This window comes from Paracoccus sanguinis, from assembly GCF_900106665.1.
Lineage (GTDB): Bacteria > Pseudomonadota > Alphaproteobacteria > Rhodobacterales > Rhodobacteraceae > Paracoccus > Paracoccus panacisoli.
The window spans coordinates 154,466-169,601 of the sequence record NZ_FNNA01000004.1; the positions used below are offsets into that span (position 1 = coordinate 154,466).

Here is a 15,136-nt window from a genome sequence, read left to right on the forward strand (position 1 = left end):
GCCTAGTCCAGCAGGCCCGAGCGCAGGCGGCTGATGACGCTGAGCGTCAACGTGCCGTAGGCCTCGTCGCTGTGCTCTTGCGAGAGCTCGGCGATGCGGTGCACGCCGCGCAGGATTTCCGCACATTCCTGATAGATGCGCTCGCCACGCCGGGTCAGCGCGAAGTGGCGGCTGCCGCGGAACACGAGCTGGCAGCCCAGCTGTTCCTCAAGCCGCTGCAGCGCGAGGCTGACCGAGGGCTGGCTCATCCGCAGCCGCTTCGCCGCGGCGGTGATGCCCTTTTCCTCTGCGATCACGCAGAAGCTGCGCAGCAGGTTCATGTTCACGTCGGAGCGTTCGGTACGCAGATGCATGGGATCCAGCGGGCAGAGGGACGGACCCGAAGTTGCAACTGCCGACGGCGCGCCGCAAGGGCACGGCAGAGAGCCGATGAACGGCAGACGGTGGAGCGGGGGTCAGCCGGGACTGCGGCTATCGCCGACAGGCGCGGCCGGGGCAGGCGCGCCGCCCTCGGTCAAGCAGACCGAACGCTGGCGCCTTGACCGCCCCGCTCGCCGGTCACCGCCGGCAGTTCGCCCGTTCAGCCTCGCCGGCCGCGCTCTCCAGCGTGGCCTCGTCGCCCTTGGTCAGGAGCTGCGCCGATCCCTCCGGCCCGTAGATGGCGCCCGAGGCCGAGACGGCCTGCGGCAGCGCCGTCAGCCGGCCGTCCTGCAGCAGCACCGCGAAGTTGGTGCCGTCGGCGCCCATCACATAGGCCACCTGCAACGTCTGATCCCCGTCGCAGCGATAGTCCACGATCTCGACCGACGTGGCCGCGGTCGCCGCCGCATCCTGCTCCGGCGCCGTCGCAGGCTCGGGCGGGCAGTTGCCGAGGCTGACGTTGGGATCGCACTGCCCCGCGATGCCGGTGTTCTCGGCCGACGTTCCCCCCGTCCGCTCCGCCAGCGGGATCACCGGGGCAGGGTTGGTGGTGGGGATCGAGGTCGACGTGCCGGGCCGCGGGTTGCCGCGCTCGGCGGTGGGCGAGCCGGCCGGTCCGCCACTCAGATCCCCCATCATCTCATGCGGGTTCGGCTGGCCGGTCGCCGCGCCGGGGGCCGCGGGCGCGGCAGGGGGCGGCAACTGCACGGCGGGCGGCGCGCCCGGGGCAGGGGCCGTCTGGGCCACGGCCGCTCCGGCCGCCAGGGTGGCCAGAAGCGCGGCGAGACCGAGGTTCCGTGTGACGATGCGTGACATGACCGCTCCTCTATCGGCTGGGTTCCGGCGCCGCCTGAACGGCAGGGACGGGTCGGGGACACTCAACCTCGCACCCGTTTGACGATCCTTGACCTGTATCAATGCCAGCATAGCGGTCGCCCTCCATACCGCGTCAATAGACTGAGCGAGGTATTCGGAAATGACTGTTCAATTCTCCCGCCGCGGATTCCTGGGTCTGGGTGTGGCCGCGGTGACGGGCGTCACCGCCGCGCGGCTGATGAACAGCACGGCCCTTGCGGCCATCGACCCGAACTCGTTCTCCGAGGGGCGGGTCTTCCACGCCTCGCACTTCGGCCCGTTCGAGGCGATCGTGAAGGACGGCCGGATCGTCGACCTGAGCCCGGTCACGCAGCTCGACCGCCAGCCGACCGACATGCTGATGCTGGGCACGATCGACCGCGTCTATGACGAGACGCGGATCCTCTATCCGATGGTCCGCAAGTCCTATCTCGACGGCTGGCAGACCGGCGACACCAAGCCCGAGCTGCGCGGGACAGAGGAATTCGTCCGCGTCGACTGGGACACGGCGCTGGCGCTGGCCGCCCACGCCATCGTCACCACCGCCGAGAAGCACGGCAACGAGGCGATCTTCAGCTCGTCCTATGGCGGCTGGTCGAACGCCGGCTCGTTCCGCCCCAACGTGCTGCAGCAGCGGTTCTTCAACCTCATCGGCGGATGCTCGATCACCCAGGGCGACTTTTCCGCCGGCGCGAGCCAGGTGGCGCTGCCCCACATCATCGGCGACATGGAGGTCTATTCCCCCCAGACCGCGTGGGAGGTGATCCGCGACAACACCCAGGTCTTCGTGCTCGTCGGCTGCGACCCGATCAAGAACAACCGGATCGAGTTCACCGTCGCCGACCACGGCATGTACGGGCCCTGGGCCGAGATCCGCGACGCCGGCTGCCGCTTCGTGTCGATCAACCCGCAGCGCACTGCCTCGGACCAGTATCTCGACGCCGAGTGGGTGCGGATCATCCCGAACACCGACATCGCGCTGTTTCTCGGGATGGCGCACCATGTGCTTGAAAAGGGCCTCGAGGACCGGGACTACCTGGCGAAATACACGGTCGGCGCCGACCGATGGATCGCCTACGTCATGGGCGAGGACGACGGCACCCCGAAGACGCCGGACTGGGCGGCCGCCATCACCGGCATCCCGGCCGACAAGATCCGCGAGATGGCCGATCTCTTCGCCAGCTCGCGCACCCAGTTCGCAGGCGCGTGGTCGCTGCAGCGCGCGCACCACGGCGAGCTGGTCCACCACGCCATCATCAACTTCGCCGCGCTGACCGGCAAGATCGGCAAGCCCGGCGAAGGCGTGGGCTTCAGCTGGCACTACGGCAACGGCGGGATGCCGCAATCGGGGCAGCCGACGCCCACCGGCCTCTCGGCGGGCAAGAACCTCGTGGACAAGCTCTGTCCCGCCAGCCGCATCGTCGAGATGCTGGAAAACCCGGGCAAGGAGTTCTTCTACAACGGCCAGACGCGGACCTTTCCCGACGTCCACATGATCTACAACGCCGGCAACAACTTCATGTCCCACCAGCAGGACCTGAACCGGCTGGTCAAGGCGTTCGCCAAGCTGCACACGATCGTCAGCCAGGACGTCTGGTGGACGGCCGCGGTCCGCTGGGCCGACATCGTGCTGCCCGCGTCCTCGACGATGGAGCGCGACGACATCTCGGTCGGGGGCACCTACTCGAACGACAAGATCTACGCGATGAAGAAGTGCATCGAGCCGCTGGGCGAGTCGAAGAGCGACTACGAGATCTTCGAGGCCCTGTCCGAGAAGCTCGGCGTCTGGTCGCAGTTCACCGAAGGGCTGGAGATGATGGACCACATCCAGGCCGCCTATGGCCGGAGTGGGGCGTCGAAGACCGTGCCCTTCGAGGAGTTCTGGGCCAAGGGCTACGCCCTGCAGCCCGCCCCGCCCGAGGCGCGCAAGTGGGTCCGTCACGGCGCGTTCCATGACGACCCCGAGGCCAACCCGCTGCACACCGTCTCGGGCAAGATCGAGATGTTCTGCAAGACGATCGCGGACTACGGCATCGCCGACAACCCCGGGATGCCGGTGTGGCAGGAGCCGCTGGAATATCTCGGGAATGCCGCCGAGGGACAGGTGCACGTAGTCAGCCCGCACCCCTGGTACCGGCTGCACAGCCAGATGGGCAACTCGGCGCGCCTGCGCGAACTCTACATGATCGACGGGCGTGAGCCGGTCCGCATCAACCGCGAGGATGCCGAGGCGCGCGGGATCGCCGACGGGGATCTGGTCGAGATCCGCAACGACCGGGGCGCCGTGATCGCCGGCGCCGTCCTGTCGGACGAGATCATGCCCGGCGTGATCTCGCTCTACGAGGGCGGCTGGCCGGATCTGGACAGCAAGGGGCGCTGCAACTCGGGCCTGATCAACTGGATCACCTCGGAGCGCCCGGCCTCGGGGCTGACCCAGGCGACCATCGCCAACACCTGCGTGGCGACGATCAGCAAGTGCGAGGACGCCGAGCGGCCGAACCGCGCCTATCAGCCGCCTGCGATCCTGTCCGACTACCAGTTCGCGGCCATCGACGAGGACGCGCTGCACCTCGACCGCATGGCCGAGCTGGTCGAGGCGCTCTACGCCGAGATGGAGCCGGGCGAGCGCATCTTCTACCAGCGCTGCACCGTCTGCCACGGGCCCCGCGATCCGAAGGGCTTCACGCAGCTGCAATGGCGCGGGATCACCCCGTCAATGTTCCCGCGTGCCGGCCTGGACGAGGAGGAGGCGGCGCTGGTCACCGACTTCCTGATGCGCAACGCCTCTGACGCGGCGGTGAACTGAGGCGGTTGGGGGGTGGACGATGGGATCGGCGCGCGCTGCGCGCCGATCAGTGGCTCTTCGGGTTCGCTGAGGCGGTGGGGATGGGCCGGGGGTTTGCTTCGGCGGGGAGCAGGTCAGGCTGCGGTTGATGGGTTCGCCAACCCCATCTCGGCCCGGATGGCCGCATGGAGGCGCACGGGCCAGCTCCGCGTTGCGGCAGCGGTGAGAAGATCAGCGATTGGCGCCCGCGCTTGCCGATAGCCATCATTAGATTCGGAAATACGTGTCTGCCTATCGCGAAAGATATCATACCCTGCCAGCCCGATTAGTTTAAGGCCGCCAATCAAATCGGTCCCTATTCGAGATAGGGACACTGTCTTTGAATGCGTCTAAGTCAATATTTTCGAGAACCTCAATTTGAAGCATTCCTGACCTGTTCCACAGAACGTCACGGCAGGCTTCGCCCCCTCCCTCATGGCTGTGTTAACCACGCGTCACGCTACTACTCTCCATTCCTGGCGGAGTAGTAGAATGACGCAGCCCAGTGCCAAAATCGCCCGTGCTCTACTTAAACACCTCGGGGGGGTGCTTAAATCTCATCATTTTATCCGCTGCGCAAATGGCGGGCGGACACGTATCGGTTACGGCCTTGGTTGCTGGCGCCAGTTCCGTTTGCGTGCAGCGAAGGGCTCCAATAGATTGCGGGCCAGATTTATTATCGGTATGAAAGCAACCCTACACACAACACTTATGGGAACACTGCGGTCGCGGCATTGCCCGGCTTTCGGACAACAATGACGCCTCTTTGAAAGGCCATTCTGACGCCTATTGCGCACTCGCCAGTGGCTCCGGACCGGCGCCACCACGCTATGAGACAAGCCGGGTTTGGAGCATGGCGCAGCGTCGATGTGGGAAAACAGATGGCGTGTAGATTCAAGGTTTTCGAGACGCCCGCTGCGCGGAATTTACACGCGCCCTGTGCCCAAGTTAAATGGGGCAAGCCGCGTGTAAGCTGATGCCGATTTTACACGCGCCTTGTTTCTGAAACTAGCGCCGCTGGACTGCTCTGCAGACGCGGCGTGGCAAGCTGACCGCGGGCAGTCGCATTCTCCGGACAGGCGGTACGTGTGTGGTCGCTGAGGCACCTGCCACCGGCCCCAAGGCATCGCGGAGTACTTTGACCTGGCGACACCGCACTGGTCCGCAAGTGACCCGAGCGTGGCAAGCGGGAGCCAAGCCGCACGCGCGATGCAACTCGTTCTGCTCAATAGCCGTGTGTGTGCGAGTTCGGTCGGTCGGGTCTTTTGAGGCCCCCGGGGGGGGGGGGTTCTAACTCTCTCGTCAAGGCCGTGAATGACTACTCTGCGCTGACCGCAGCCGCTTCAGCCACAGGTTAAGCCCGCCAAAAAAATCGGCTCGAAACGCCGCGAGTCTTCCGTTCTCGAAGGCTGGATGCTAAATCACTTTCGCCTGGTCGAGCCGACAGGGTTACCTCTCCGCGATTTGTGTATGAAACTCTGGGTAGCACCGGCACCGACGCCAAGTGCGATGCAATTTCGATATCCGAAGTTAAGCGCCGGAATCTTAATTTTTGCTGTTACAGGTATCGATTTCCGCGAATCGCGGATTTAACGACTGTGGTTCTCATTGGCACTTCGGTGCCAGGAGCTCCGCGCACTTCGTTTCCATCAGACCGCCCGGACTCCGTGCCGGATTGAGGCCGAGAAGCGGTGCAGGAAATTCCAAAGGCCGCGACACACGGCCGTCACATTCCAGCTGCAAGCGTAGCACCATGCAGGGATTGCGGTGGACCCCATGGTATCGACGGAAAGCGCATCGAACGACAGCGACAGGTCGGTCAGGGTCAGGCCGGGCAATCCATCCCGAGGACCGTTCGGGGCGAGTGCAGCCGGCCGTATCGCGGCGTTCGATCTTGCGGCCAGGTCGCGCGGGGCGGTCGATCGGGCGGGAATCGATCCGATGCGCGACGCGCTCCGCACGCCCGCCGGCAGAGGGGTGCTGAGGAATGCCGCAGCGCAACTCTCGTCAGCCGATGCTGCGTCCCTCTCGCCAGCAGCGGGCAACCCAGTACCGGCCGGTGTGGCGGGCACGGTCGAGGCTCTGGCGGCGCGATCGGGGATCGCGGCGGCAGGCGCGATGGGTGTCGTCACGGGGGCGGTGGCCTTGGCCGTGGTGCCGACCAACACCGCACCCGCGCATCTCGTCGGGATCGCGCCCGATCTGAGGGTGTCGTTCCCGTTCGATTCGATCGTCGGCCGGGTCGAGTTCCGCGTGGACGGCCATTGGCGCGACACCGGGGTCGAGGCGACCCTGACTCCCGGCGGCTTGAGCGCAGAGACGAGGGCACTCGAAACCCGGGTCGGGCCGCTGGACGACGCGACGCGGGGCGCGTTCATCAACGAACGGCGCAACGGGCTGGGGCTCGCCGCGCTTGACGCGCTGAGCTATCGCTCCCGTGCAGCGCTGCAGATCGAGACCCTGCCGGGCAACTGGCAGGCTCACCACCTGGTGTCGTTCGACGTGGTCGACACGCTGAGCCCCGGCCTGCAGCAGGCAATGGCGGCCTCGGGCTGGGCGATGGATGCGAGGGCCAATCTGGTGGCGCTGCCGCGGGATTGGGCCACCTTCGACGCCAACATGGGCGCGCTTCCCATGCACAACGGCCCGCATCCCGGCTATAGCGGCGATGTGCGGGATCTGCTGACGCCCCTTGAAGCCCGCTATCAGGACATGTCGGCCGAGGAACTCAAGCGTGCGTTGGAACAGATATCTGACCATATGCGCCGTGGCATTCTGGAGCTCAAATACCATGTCACTGTCCGCTGAAGCTCCCGCACCGCAGGGTCCCGCGCCTACCCCGTTCTGGCAGCTGGCAATTGAAACCTCGACCCTGAAACGCCTGCTGGACGCCCACCAGCGCGATCCCAGTTCAATCAGCGTCGTCAACCGCAAGGAGGCGCATCTGCTGCTGGACCGCTTCCGGCATCGGGACAGCGACCGCTCGTACCTGACGCCCCTTGCGCCAGACGCCGCCATATCGATCGAACTTGAGATGCGGGCCCCCGGCTTTGCGCCGGATTACTTTCTCGATAGCGGCTACCATTTCGTCTCGGCGCGGTTCCGGGAGGCTGCGCGCTTTCCCGACGGTGCGGTGTCTTACCTCGACGCGCCGTGCCTGCGCTGTACACCCGAGGCTGCGGCCCAGGACTACAAGGCCATGTGGGTCAACGGGTTCGAGGACGTCATCGACCGCGAGCGCTCCGAGATCCTGCCGCCCGAGCGGCTTCCCGACCGCAGCACCTATGTGATCCGCGACGACCTGTCGGTGTCTGCGCCGATCTTCCAGCCGGGCCTCAACGCATGGGTGATGCTGACGGACGACGCAGCCCGCCGGCTGGCCGCCGCGCATCTGGAAGGCGTCGCGTTCCGGGACGTGACCCGGTATCGCCCGGACGGCCAGTTTGTCCGACTGGGCGACTAGCGCCGGGGTGTGACGGAAGTCCCCAATGCAGTCCACTTCCGAGGGTTATGACTTGGAACACCCCGCCAGCCAGTCGGAATTACTTCCAGTTTGAGGCCACCACGGAAGCCCACAAACGATCAGATTCCAGCTGACTCATTTGTCGGGACTTGGGGGTCTCGCCGCCGGACTCGAGCACACCGGCGCGAACGCGGTGCTGACGGTCTTCGAAAGCATCCTGCTGGCGGCCCGCGGTGGCCGAGGCGCCTGGCGCGTCACCGACGCCGAGCTGGGGCACATCGACCGGGTACTGGAGCTGCTCAACATCGCCGCCCTCGCCTCGCGCAACCTGGGCGCGCTGTCGGGCGGGCAGCGCCAGCTCGTGTCGCTGGCGCAGGTGCTGGTGCGGCGCCCCGACGTGCTGCTGATGGACGAGCCGACCTCGGCGCTGGACCTGCACCGGCAGGTCGAGGTGCTCGAGCTGGTACGCGATCTGGCGGCCGACACCGGCATGGTCGCCATCGTGGCGCTGCACGACCTGAACCAGGCGCTGCGCTATGCGGCCCAGACGCTGGTGCTGGCGGACGGGCGGCTGCGCGCCGCCGGCCCCACGCCCGAGGTCGTGACCGAGGCGATGCTGGCCCGCTCCTATGCCGTCCGCGCCCGCATCGAGCCCTGCCGCCGCGGCTGTCCGCAGCTGATCGTGGACGGCCCCCTGCATGATGAGATTGGGCGGGACATCCGGGCTGGGTGAGCCGACTAGACCTGCATCGTGGCGAAAGAGAATTTTCGGGAATGGTTCTCTTTCATGAATTCGAAGAAGTTGTCGCGGAACTGTCGGGTGTGGGCATGCGCCAGTGCGTCGGCCCGCTCCACGTCCCTGGCCTCGATCGCCTTGAGCATTTCGTTGTGCTCATCCGTTAATAGATAGCCGTCGTTGCCGCGTTCGATGTAATCGAAGTGCAGGTGCAGGATCCGGCGGCCCTGGTTCAGCAGGCGCTCGTAGAAGGCGGCCATATAGGGGTTTCGACCCGCAGCGGCGATCGCCATGTGAAATTCCTTGTTGGCCTCGGACATCAGCAGGTGGTTGCCGGTCCTTACGGCTTCGACGAACTCGGCCTGCCGGGCGGCGATCTTCTTCAGATCGGCTTCGGTGCGCAGCTCGGCGGCGAGGCGCGTGTTCATCCGCTGCGCCAGATCCAGGGCATCGACGTATTTGGGAAAGTTCAGCACGTCGATGGGCGCCACGTTCGTCGAGCGGTTCGACCCGGTGACGACGAGATCTTCGCCGGCAAGGCGGATCAGCGCCTCGCGGATCGGCGAGCGTGACATCCCGAACCGCTCGGCCAGAATCGTCTCGTCCAGAAGCTGACCCGGCTCCAGCATCAGGGTCAGAATCTCGTCGCGCAGCGTCTGATAGACGAAGCGCCACCCCATGCCCTTGCTGTGCCTGATCTCGGATTCGTCGGCCAATCCTGCTCTCCCACCACGTCCGCTGGCCAAGAATGACCTACGGCAAACAGGAAGTCGACACGCTTTTATGTTGACGTGTCGCCACGGTGTCGCCACGGTGTCGTCACGCTGGTAGGGAATCAGGAGGCCGGCAACTTGGCGAATCGCATCGCCCGAGGGGGAAAAACGACCATGATGATGACGAAAGTGACGTTGCCCGCTGCCGCCCTGGCGCTCTCGATGGCGTTCACCGGCGGTCCGGTTCTCGCGCAGGACGCCGGGGGCTACTGGCAGGGCGTGCAGAAGGCGGGCGTGCTGCGCTGCGGGGCCGCCGTGGCGCCGCCCTATGTGATGCGCGACCCGGCGACGGGCGAATATTCCGGCTTCTTCGCCGACCTGTGCCGAGACTTCGCCGCCGTGCTGGAAGTCGAGCCGAAGTTCGTCGACACGACCTGGGACAACATCGTGGCCGGGCTTCAGGCGGGCAAGTGGGACATGTCGCTCGCCCTGAACCGCACCCCGGTCCGCGCCATGGCGGTCCAGTTCTCGGTTCCGGCGATGGAGTATCAGATCTCGCTCGTCTACAACAAAGAGAACCCCAAGATTCCGGCGGGCGCCGCTTCGGTTGCCGATGTGGATGTCGCGGGCGTCACGATGACGGTGATGTCGGGCACCGCACAGGACAAGGCCATCTCGGCCGCCGTCAAGAACGCGACGATCCTTCGTCTGCCGACGGCTGACGAAACCCGTCTGGCCCTTCAGTCGCGCCGCGCCGACATCGTCGTCGATGCCTCCGACACCAACCTGCTCTACACGCAGGCGAACCCGGACTGGAGCGCGACGCTGAACCCCCAGCCCGCCCTGGCCAAGCAGGGCGTGGCCTTCGGCCTGCCGCTCGGCCTCCGGGCCTCGGACGTGGCGGTGGTGGACATCTTCCTGGAAGAGAAGGTCGCCACCGGTGCGGTCGACGCGCTGATCGCCAAGGCTGCCGATCAGGTCCTGGCCGCCGCGGGCCAGTAATTCAGCCAACATGCGGGCCGCCTGACGGGTGGCCCCCTTTCCGATCCAGGAACGGAGGTGAAGGATGACTTCGTCTGCGAACGGCTCTGTGCTGGTCGAGATCAACGACCTCACAAGGGCTATGGTCCGAAGGTTCGGGTCCTGAAGGGCTTGAACATCAAGATGGCGCCGGGTGACCGGGTGGTGGTGATCGGACCCTCTGGCGGCGGCAAGTCGACGCTGCTGCGGGTGGTCATGGGGCTCGAGCAGATCCAGGGCGGCAGCATCCGCTTCGCCGGCAAGCCCTACATCTCGGTCAAGGGCAAGAAGACCGTCATCGACACCGAGACCCGCAAGAAGATCGGCATGGTGTTCCAGCACTACACGCTGTTTCCCCATCTCAGCATCATGCAGAATCTCATGCTGGCGCCGTGCAAGGTGAACGGCGAAAGCCGTGCTTCAGCGCGCGAGCGGGGAGCGAAGATCCTCGAACGCTTCGGGCTCGGCGACAAGGCGGACGCCTATCCCTCGCAGCTGTCCGGCGGCCAGAAGCAACGCGTGGCCATTGCCCGCGCGCTCATGCTGGACCCCAAGCTGATGCTGTTCGACGAGGTGACATCGGCGCTGGACCCGGAGCTGGTGGCAGAGGTCGAGCAGGTCATCCTGCAACTCGCTAAAGCCGGAATGCCGATGATGATGGTCACCCACGACATGTGGTTCGCCAGGAACGTCGCCAGCCGGGTGATCTTCTGCGCCGGCGGCGTCGTGGTCGAGGACGGCCCGCCCGAGCAGGTCCTGGGTAATCCCAAGGAGGAGCGGACCCGGGAATTCATCAACCGCGTCTTCCATATCAAGGCGTAGGGCGATGGAGTATCAGCTCGACATCGGTGCCGTCACCCGCAACATGGGCCCGCTGATCGAAGGGCTCTGGGTCACGCTGCAGCTGACGGTGGCGGCCAACGTGATCGGCGTCGCGGCAGGTTTCGCGCTGGCGCTGCTGACGACGAGCCGGATCACCGTCCTGCGGTGGCCCGCCATGCTGTTCGTCGAATTCTTCCGCTGCACCCCGGCCCTGATCCAGATCGTCTGGTTCTTCTACTGCGTCCCGATGATCTTCAACGTGTTCTGGGGTCCTGTCTTCATGGGCATCATCGCCCTGGGCCTCAACCTCACCGCCTTCAATTCCGAGGCCTATCGCGCCTCGATCCAGGCGGTGCCCAAAGAGCATCTCGATGCCGGAATTGCCCTTGGCCTGTCACCCCGCCAGCGGATCACGAGCATCGTCCTGCCGCAGGCGCTGCGCAACTCGGTGCCTGTCCTGCTGACGAACGGCATCGGAATCTTCCAGCAAAGCGCACTGGTCGCGATCGTCGGCGTGGCTGACCTGATGTATCAGGGCAAGACGCTGGCGACCGCGACCTATCGCCCGATCGAGACGTTCACGGTCGTCGCCCTCATCTATCTCACCATCTCCTACCCGGTCAGCCAGTTCGTGAACTGGCTCGAGCGCCGGCAGAGCTATGCCTGAGGGGGCCGGCTGATGGACATGACGCTCGATTTTTCGGTCCTTCTGCGCTTCACCGATGCGCTGGCCATGGGCCTCTGGACGACGATCCGGCTGACGCTTCTCTGCGTCGTCCTGGGCACCGCCCTGGGCTTCGTGATCGGCCTTCTGCGCAGCGGCGGCAATGCCGTGCTGCGCGGCCTCCTGGGGGTCTACGTCGAGATCTTCCGGGGCACGCCGGTGCTGATCCAGCTTTTCTGGATCTTCTTCTGCCTGCCTCTGATCCTCGGGGTGGAGCTGTCGAACTTCGTGTCGGCCACGGTGGCGCTCACGCTCTACATGGGGGCGATCACCTCGGAAACCTTCCGCGCGTCGCTGCGCTCGGTCGGGCGCGAGCAGCTGGACGCCTGCGTGGCGCTGGGGCTGCCGCGGCGGGCGCAGATCGTGAACGTCATCATGCCGCAAGCGGTCCTGCGCGCGGCGCCGACGCTGCTGTCGAACGCGATCTCGCTGTTCAAGGAAAGCGCGCTGGTCTCGGCCGTCGGCATGGCCGACCTGATGTTCATCGGCCAGAACATCTCGAACAACACCGCCCGGCCGGTCGAGGTGCTGACGGCGGTCGCAATCATCTATTTCGTCATCGCCTTCCCGCTGACGCGGGCAGTCACGGTCATCGAGCAGAAACTGCTCCGCAAGTTCTCTGCATAGTGAAGGGACATTTCATGAAACTCTCCGGCGTCATGCCCGCACTGGTCACGCCGTTCGACGCGGACGGCCAGATCGACTTCAAGGCCTTCGAGACACATCTGACCAACCTGCGCGCCGCCGGCGTGACCGGCTGGGTGCCCTGCGGATCCTCGGGCGAATACAATTTCATGACGGACGAGGAACGCGACCAGGTTCTGCAGTTCGTCAAGGACTTCGCCCAGCCCGGCGAGATCCTGATCGCGGGCACCAACGCGCCTTCGACCGCGGGCGTCATCGCCAACACCCTGCGCGCACAGGCCATGGGGTATGACGCCGTGCTGCTGGCGACGCCCTTCTACACAAAGCCCACGCAGGCCGAGCTGATCCAGCACTTCAAGACCGTGCTGGACGCCACCGACATGCCCATCGTCCTTTACAGCTACCCCGACAAGGACGGCGTCGAGCTGGGGTGGGAGGTGCTGGACGCGCTCGCCGACGATCCGCGCATCATCGGCATCAAGGAAAGCTCGGGCTCGTTGCAGCGCGCCATCGGAATCGCCACCCGCTACAAGGACCGCATCCAGCTGGTGTCCGGCTCGGACGACATCGCGCTCGACTTCATGCTGTGGGGCGCCGACAGCTGGATCTGCGGCCCCGCCAACTGCATGGCGAAAGCCGTCTGCGACCTGGACCGCACCTTCAAGGCGGGCGATCTGGACAAGGCCAAAAGCCAGATGGCCACCCTCTACACGGCCATGAACATCCTGGAATCCAGCAAGTTCGTGCAGAAGCTGAAATACGGCTGCGAACTGCAAGGCACGCCCGTGGGCGAGTGCCGGGCGCCGCTCGGTCCGCTGACGGACGCCGAGAAAGCCGATTTCCGCGCGGCGATGCAGCCGATCCTGAACTGGTAGGCCGCCGGCGCGGCGGGCCCGCGCCTTCGGACCACCCCCTTTCAACGCCATTCTCACGAACGGAACCGAGTCCATGACCACCGTGGTTGTCGGCGCAGGCATCATCGGAACGGCCATCGCGCATGAGTTGCAGCGGCGCGGGCGGCGGGTGATCCTGCTCGACCGGGATGAACCGGTACGCGGCGCCTCTTTCGGCAACATGGCGTCGATCGCGGTGACCGAGTTCATGCCCGCGTCGCGTCCCGCGGTCTGGAAGCAGATCCCGGGCTGGATGCTCGACCCCGAAGGGCCGGTCCGCGTCCGCCCGGCTCACATGCCGAAGCTGATCCCTTGGTTCGCCCGGTTCGTCGCCGCGTCGCGCCCGTCGAAGCTGCGCGAGCTTGAGGCGCAGGGCGCGGCGCTGTGCAAGCGCGTGTATGAGGATCTGCTGCCCCTCCTGCGCGACACAGGGCTGGCAGGCGAGCTGACCGACGAGGGCTGCCTGTCGCTCTACACCGACGACGCCGAGTTCCGTGCCGACCGCGAGCACATCGAGATCCTCGAGCGCTTCGACTTCCCCCACCAGGTGCTGACCGGCACCCAGGCGCGCGAGCTCGAGCCGGAGCTGTCAGGCAGCATCGGCATGGCCGTCCTGTTCCCGCAGAACCGCAGCCTGCGCGATCCCCATCGGCTGGTGGTCAAGCTGGCCGAACGCTTCACCGCAGAGGGCGGGCAGATCGAGCGCGGCGAGGTCGCGGGCTTCGACCGAGCCGAGGGCATTCGCGCCCTTCGGCTGAAGGACGGCCGCAGGATTGCGGCCGATGAGGTCGTGCTCGCAGCCGGCGCCCACACCGGCCGCCTGTCAAGGCAACTTGGCGAGCCGATGCCGCTTGAGACTGAGCGCGGCTATCACACCCAGATCATGCAGCCGGGCATCTCGCTGCGCCATTCGATCATCTGGCCCGCGCGGGCCTTCATGGTGACGCCCACGGCAGGCGGGATCAGGGTCGGCGGGACCGTCGAGATGGCCGGACTGGACGCGCCGCCGGATTACCGCCGCGCGAAGGTCACGGTGAGGCGTGCGCAATCCGCCTTGCCCAACCTGCGCTGCGAAGATGCCACGGAATGGATGGGCCACCGCCCGGCCTTCCCGGACACGGTGCCGGTCATGTCGCCCTCGGCCAAGACCAGGGGCGTCTACTATGCGACCGGTCACGGGCATCTGGGCGTGACCTATGCCGCGACGACCGCACGGCTGATGGGCGACCTGATCACCGGGGCGACCCCGCCCGTCGACATGCGGCCCTACCGCGTCGATCGTTTCTGAAAGGAGTGTTCCATGCCCGACACAAGCGGCACGCGGAAGGTCTGCCTGATCACGGGCGGCGGGCGTGGGATGGGCGCGGCCGTTGCGCGCGAGATGCAGGCCCGCGGCTACAGGCTGGCGCTGATGTCCCCGTCGGAAAGCTGCGAAGAGCTGGCCGCCGAACTGGGCGGGGTGGCCCGCCGGGGTGTCGCGCAAAGCGATGAGGACATCCGGGGCGTCTTCGACCTGGCGATGTCCAGCTACGGCCGCGTCGATGCCGTGTTGAACCACACCGGCCACCCTCCCAAGGGCGATCTGCTCGAGATCGCGGATGAGGACTGGGATCTGGCCCATGAGATGATCGTGAAGCCTGTCATCCGCATGGCCCGGCTGGTCACCCCGGTGATGGAGGCGCAGGGCGGCGGCTCGATCGTCAACATCACCACCTATGAGGCCTTCGAGCCGTCGCTGTGGTTTCCTGCCTCCTGCGTTTACCGGACCGGGGTCTCCTCGTTCACCAAGCTCTATTCGGACCGCTACGGGCCGAAGAACATCCGCATGAACTGCCTGCTTCCCGGCTTTACCGACAGCCTGGACGTGGGTCGGTTCGCCGAACTCACCGCGCTCAAGCGCATCGGACGCGTCGAAGAGCAGGCCAAGGCCGCAGCGTTCCTGCTGAGCGACGACTCCAGCTACATCACGGGCCAGAGCCTGCGCGTCGACGGCGGCCTGACCCGCGCCATCTGAAGGGGGA

At 66.0% G+C, this 15,136-nt stretch carries 14 protein-coding genes; 11 read left to right on the top strand and 3 right to left on the bottom strand.

The genetic code is table 11. The features are described 5' to 3' along the window. Nucleotides 1-2: 2 nt before the first annotated feature. Together BLW17_RS18685 and BLW17_RS13600 are read right to left on the bottom strand one after the other, a co-directional pair. On the bottom strand, nt 3-353 hold the full coding sequence (locus tag BLW17_RS18685; RefSeq protein ID WP_231572749.1) for a LysR family transcriptional regulator: 351 nt from the start codon (nt 351-353) through the stop codon (nt 3-5). Nucleotides 354-558: 205 nt separating this feature from the next. Further along, on the bottom strand, nt 559-1,236 hold the full coding sequence (locus tag BLW17_RS13600; RefSeq protein WP_052176310.1) for an MliC family protein: 678 nt from the start codon (nt 1,234-1,236) through the stop codon (nt 559-561). A gap of 160 nt (nt 1,237-1,396) precedes the next feature. On the opposite strand from BLW17_RS13600, the gene BLW17_RS13605 reads away from it, so the two are divergent. The 4 genes from BLW17_RS13605 to BLW17_RS13620 all read left to right on the top strand — a co-directional run bounded on the left by BLW17_RS13605 (nt 1,397) and on the right by BLW17_RS13620 (nt 8,295). Beyond that, the gene (locus BLW17_RS13605) at nt 1,397-4,081 is read left to right on the top strand and encodes a molybdopterin-dependent oxidoreductase (protein ID WP_036732430.1); all 2,685 of its coding nucleotides are present in this window, start codon (nt 1,397-1,399) and stop codon (nt 4,079-4,081) included. Between the two features lie 1,959 nt (nt 4,082-6,040). Further along, nucleotides 6,041-6,907 (top strand): AHH domain-containing protein, encoded by an 867-nt coding sequence (locus BLW17_RS13610; protein WP_139306025.1) that lies wholly within the window; start codon nt 6,041-6,043, stop codon nt 6,905-6,907. Next, nucleotides 6,891-7,562 (top strand): hypothetical protein, encoded by a 672-nt coding sequence (locus BLW17_RS17890; RefSeq protein ID WP_139306026.1) that lies wholly within the window; start codon nt 6,891-6,893, stop codon nt 7,560-7,562. Before BLW17_RS13610 ends, BLW17_RS17890 begins: the two co-directional genes overlap by 17 nt. Before the next feature lie 139 nt (nt 7,563-7,701). Then, complete coding sequence (locus BLW17_RS13620; RefSeq protein ID WP_052176309.1) at nt 7,702-8,295, top strand: ABC transporter ATP-binding protein; 594 nt, start codon at nt 7,702-7,704, stop codon at nt 8,293-8,295. A gap of 5 nt (nt 8,296-8,300) precedes the next feature. Here BLW17_RS13620 and BLW17_RS13625 read toward each other — a convergent pair whose 3' ends face one another. Next, on the bottom strand, nt 8,301-9,014 hold the full coding sequence (locus BLW17_RS13625) for a GntR family transcriptional regulator (RefSeq protein ID WP_036732424.1): 714 nt from the start codon (nt 9,012-9,014) through the stop codon (nt 8,301-8,303). A 174-nt stretch (nt 9,015-9,188) separates the two neighbouring features. Here BLW17_RS13625 and BLW17_RS13630 point away from each other — a divergent pair, with 174 nt between their 5' ends. From BLW17_RS13630 to BLW17_RS13660, 7 genes are all read left to right on the top strand, one after another. Beyond that, entirely contained in the window at nt 9,189-10,013 is an 825-nt protein-coding gene (locus tag BLW17_RS13630; RefSeq protein WP_036732450.1) for a transporter substrate-binding domain-containing protein, read from the top strand. Nucleotides 10,014-10,070: 57 nt separating this feature from the next. Then, nucleotides 10,071-10,853: an amino acid ABC transporter ATP-binding protein gene (locus BLW17_RS13635; RefSeq protein WP_052176308.1), complete on the top strand. Its 783-nt coding sequence runs from the start codon at nt 10,071-10,073 to the stop codon at nt 10,851-10,853. Between the two features lie 4 nt (nt 10,854-10,857). Then, nucleotides 10,858-11,520: an amino acid ABC transporter permease gene (locus BLW17_RS13640; RefSeq protein ID WP_036732422.1), complete on the top strand. Its 663-nt coding sequence runs from the start codon at nt 10,858-10,860 to the stop codon at nt 11,518-11,520. A 12-nt stretch (nt 11,521-11,532) separates the two neighbouring features. Then, nucleotides 11,533-12,204, top strand: a complete 672-nt coding sequence (locus BLW17_RS13645) for an amino acid ABC transporter permease (RefSeq protein WP_197055263.1) — start codon at nt 11,533-11,535, stop codon at nt 12,202-12,204. A 14-nt stretch (nt 12,205-12,218) separates the two neighbouring features. After that, nucleotides 12,219-13,097, top strand: coding sequence for a dihydrodipicolinate synthase family protein (locus BLW17_RS13650; protein ID WP_036732420.1), 879 nt, complete (start codon nt 12,219-12,221; stop codon nt 13,095-13,097). A gap of 73 nt (nt 13,098-13,170) precedes the next feature. Then, entirely contained in the window at nt 13,171-14,403 is a 1,233-nt protein-coding gene (locus tag BLW17_RS13655) for an NAD(P)/FAD-dependent oxidoreductase (protein ID WP_036732419.1), read from the top strand. Between the two features lie 12 nt (nt 14,404-14,415). Beyond that, on the top strand, nt 14,416-15,129 hold the full coding sequence (locus BLW17_RS13660; protein ID WP_036732417.1) for an SDR family oxidoreductase: 714 nt from the start codon (nt 14,416-14,418) through the stop codon (nt 15,127-15,129). Nucleotides 15,130-15,136: the final 7 nt, after the last annotated feature.

What these genes read in the sequence shown, in the direction of transcription:
- BLW17_RS18685 (WP_231572749.1), bottom strand. Translation starts at nt 353, where the DNA reads ATGCATCTGCGTACCGAACGCTCCGACGTGAACATGAACCTGCTGCGC.
- BLW17_RS13600 (WP_052176310.1), bottom strand. Translation starts at nt 1,236, where the DNA reads ATGTCACGCATCGTCACACGGAACCTCGGTCTCGCCGCGCTTCTGGCC.
- BLW17_RS13605 (WP_036732430.1), top strand. Translation starts at nt 1,397, where the DNA reads ATGACTGTTCAATTCTCCCGCCGCGGATTCCTGGGTCTGGGTGTGGCC.
- BLW17_RS13610 (WP_139306025.1), top strand. Translation starts at nt 6,041, where the DNA reads ATGCGCGACGCGCTCCGCACGCCCGCCGGCAGAGGGGTGCTGAGGAAT.
- BLW17_RS17890 (WP_139306026.1), top strand. Translation starts at nt 6,891, where the DNA reads ATGTCACTGTCCGCTGAAGCTCCCGCACCGCAGGGTCCCGCGCCTACC.
- BLW17_RS13630 (WP_036732450.1), top strand. Translation starts at nt 9,189, where the DNA reads ATGATGACGAAAGTGACGTTGCCCGCTGCCGCCCTGGCGCTCTCGATG.
- BLW17_RS13640 (WP_036732422.1), top strand. Translation starts at nt 10,858, where the DNA reads ATGGAGTATCAGCTCGACATCGGTGCCGTCACCCGCAACATGGGCCCG.
- BLW17_RS13645 (WP_197055263.1), top strand. Translation starts at nt 11,533, where the DNA reads ATGGACATGACGCTCGATTTTTCGGTCCTTCTGCGCTTCACCGATGCG.
- BLW17_RS13650 (WP_036732420.1), top strand. Translation starts at nt 12,219, where the DNA reads ATGAAACTCTCCGGCGTCATGCCCGCACTGGTCACGCCGTTCGACGCG.
- BLW17_RS13655 (WP_036732419.1), top strand. Translation starts at nt 13,171, where the DNA reads ATGACCACCGTGGTTGTCGGCGCAGGCATCATCGGAACGGCCATCGCG.
- BLW17_RS13660 (WP_036732417.1), top strand. Translation starts at nt 14,416, where the DNA reads ATGCCCGACACAAGCGGCACGCGGAAGGTCTGCCTGATCACGGGCGGC.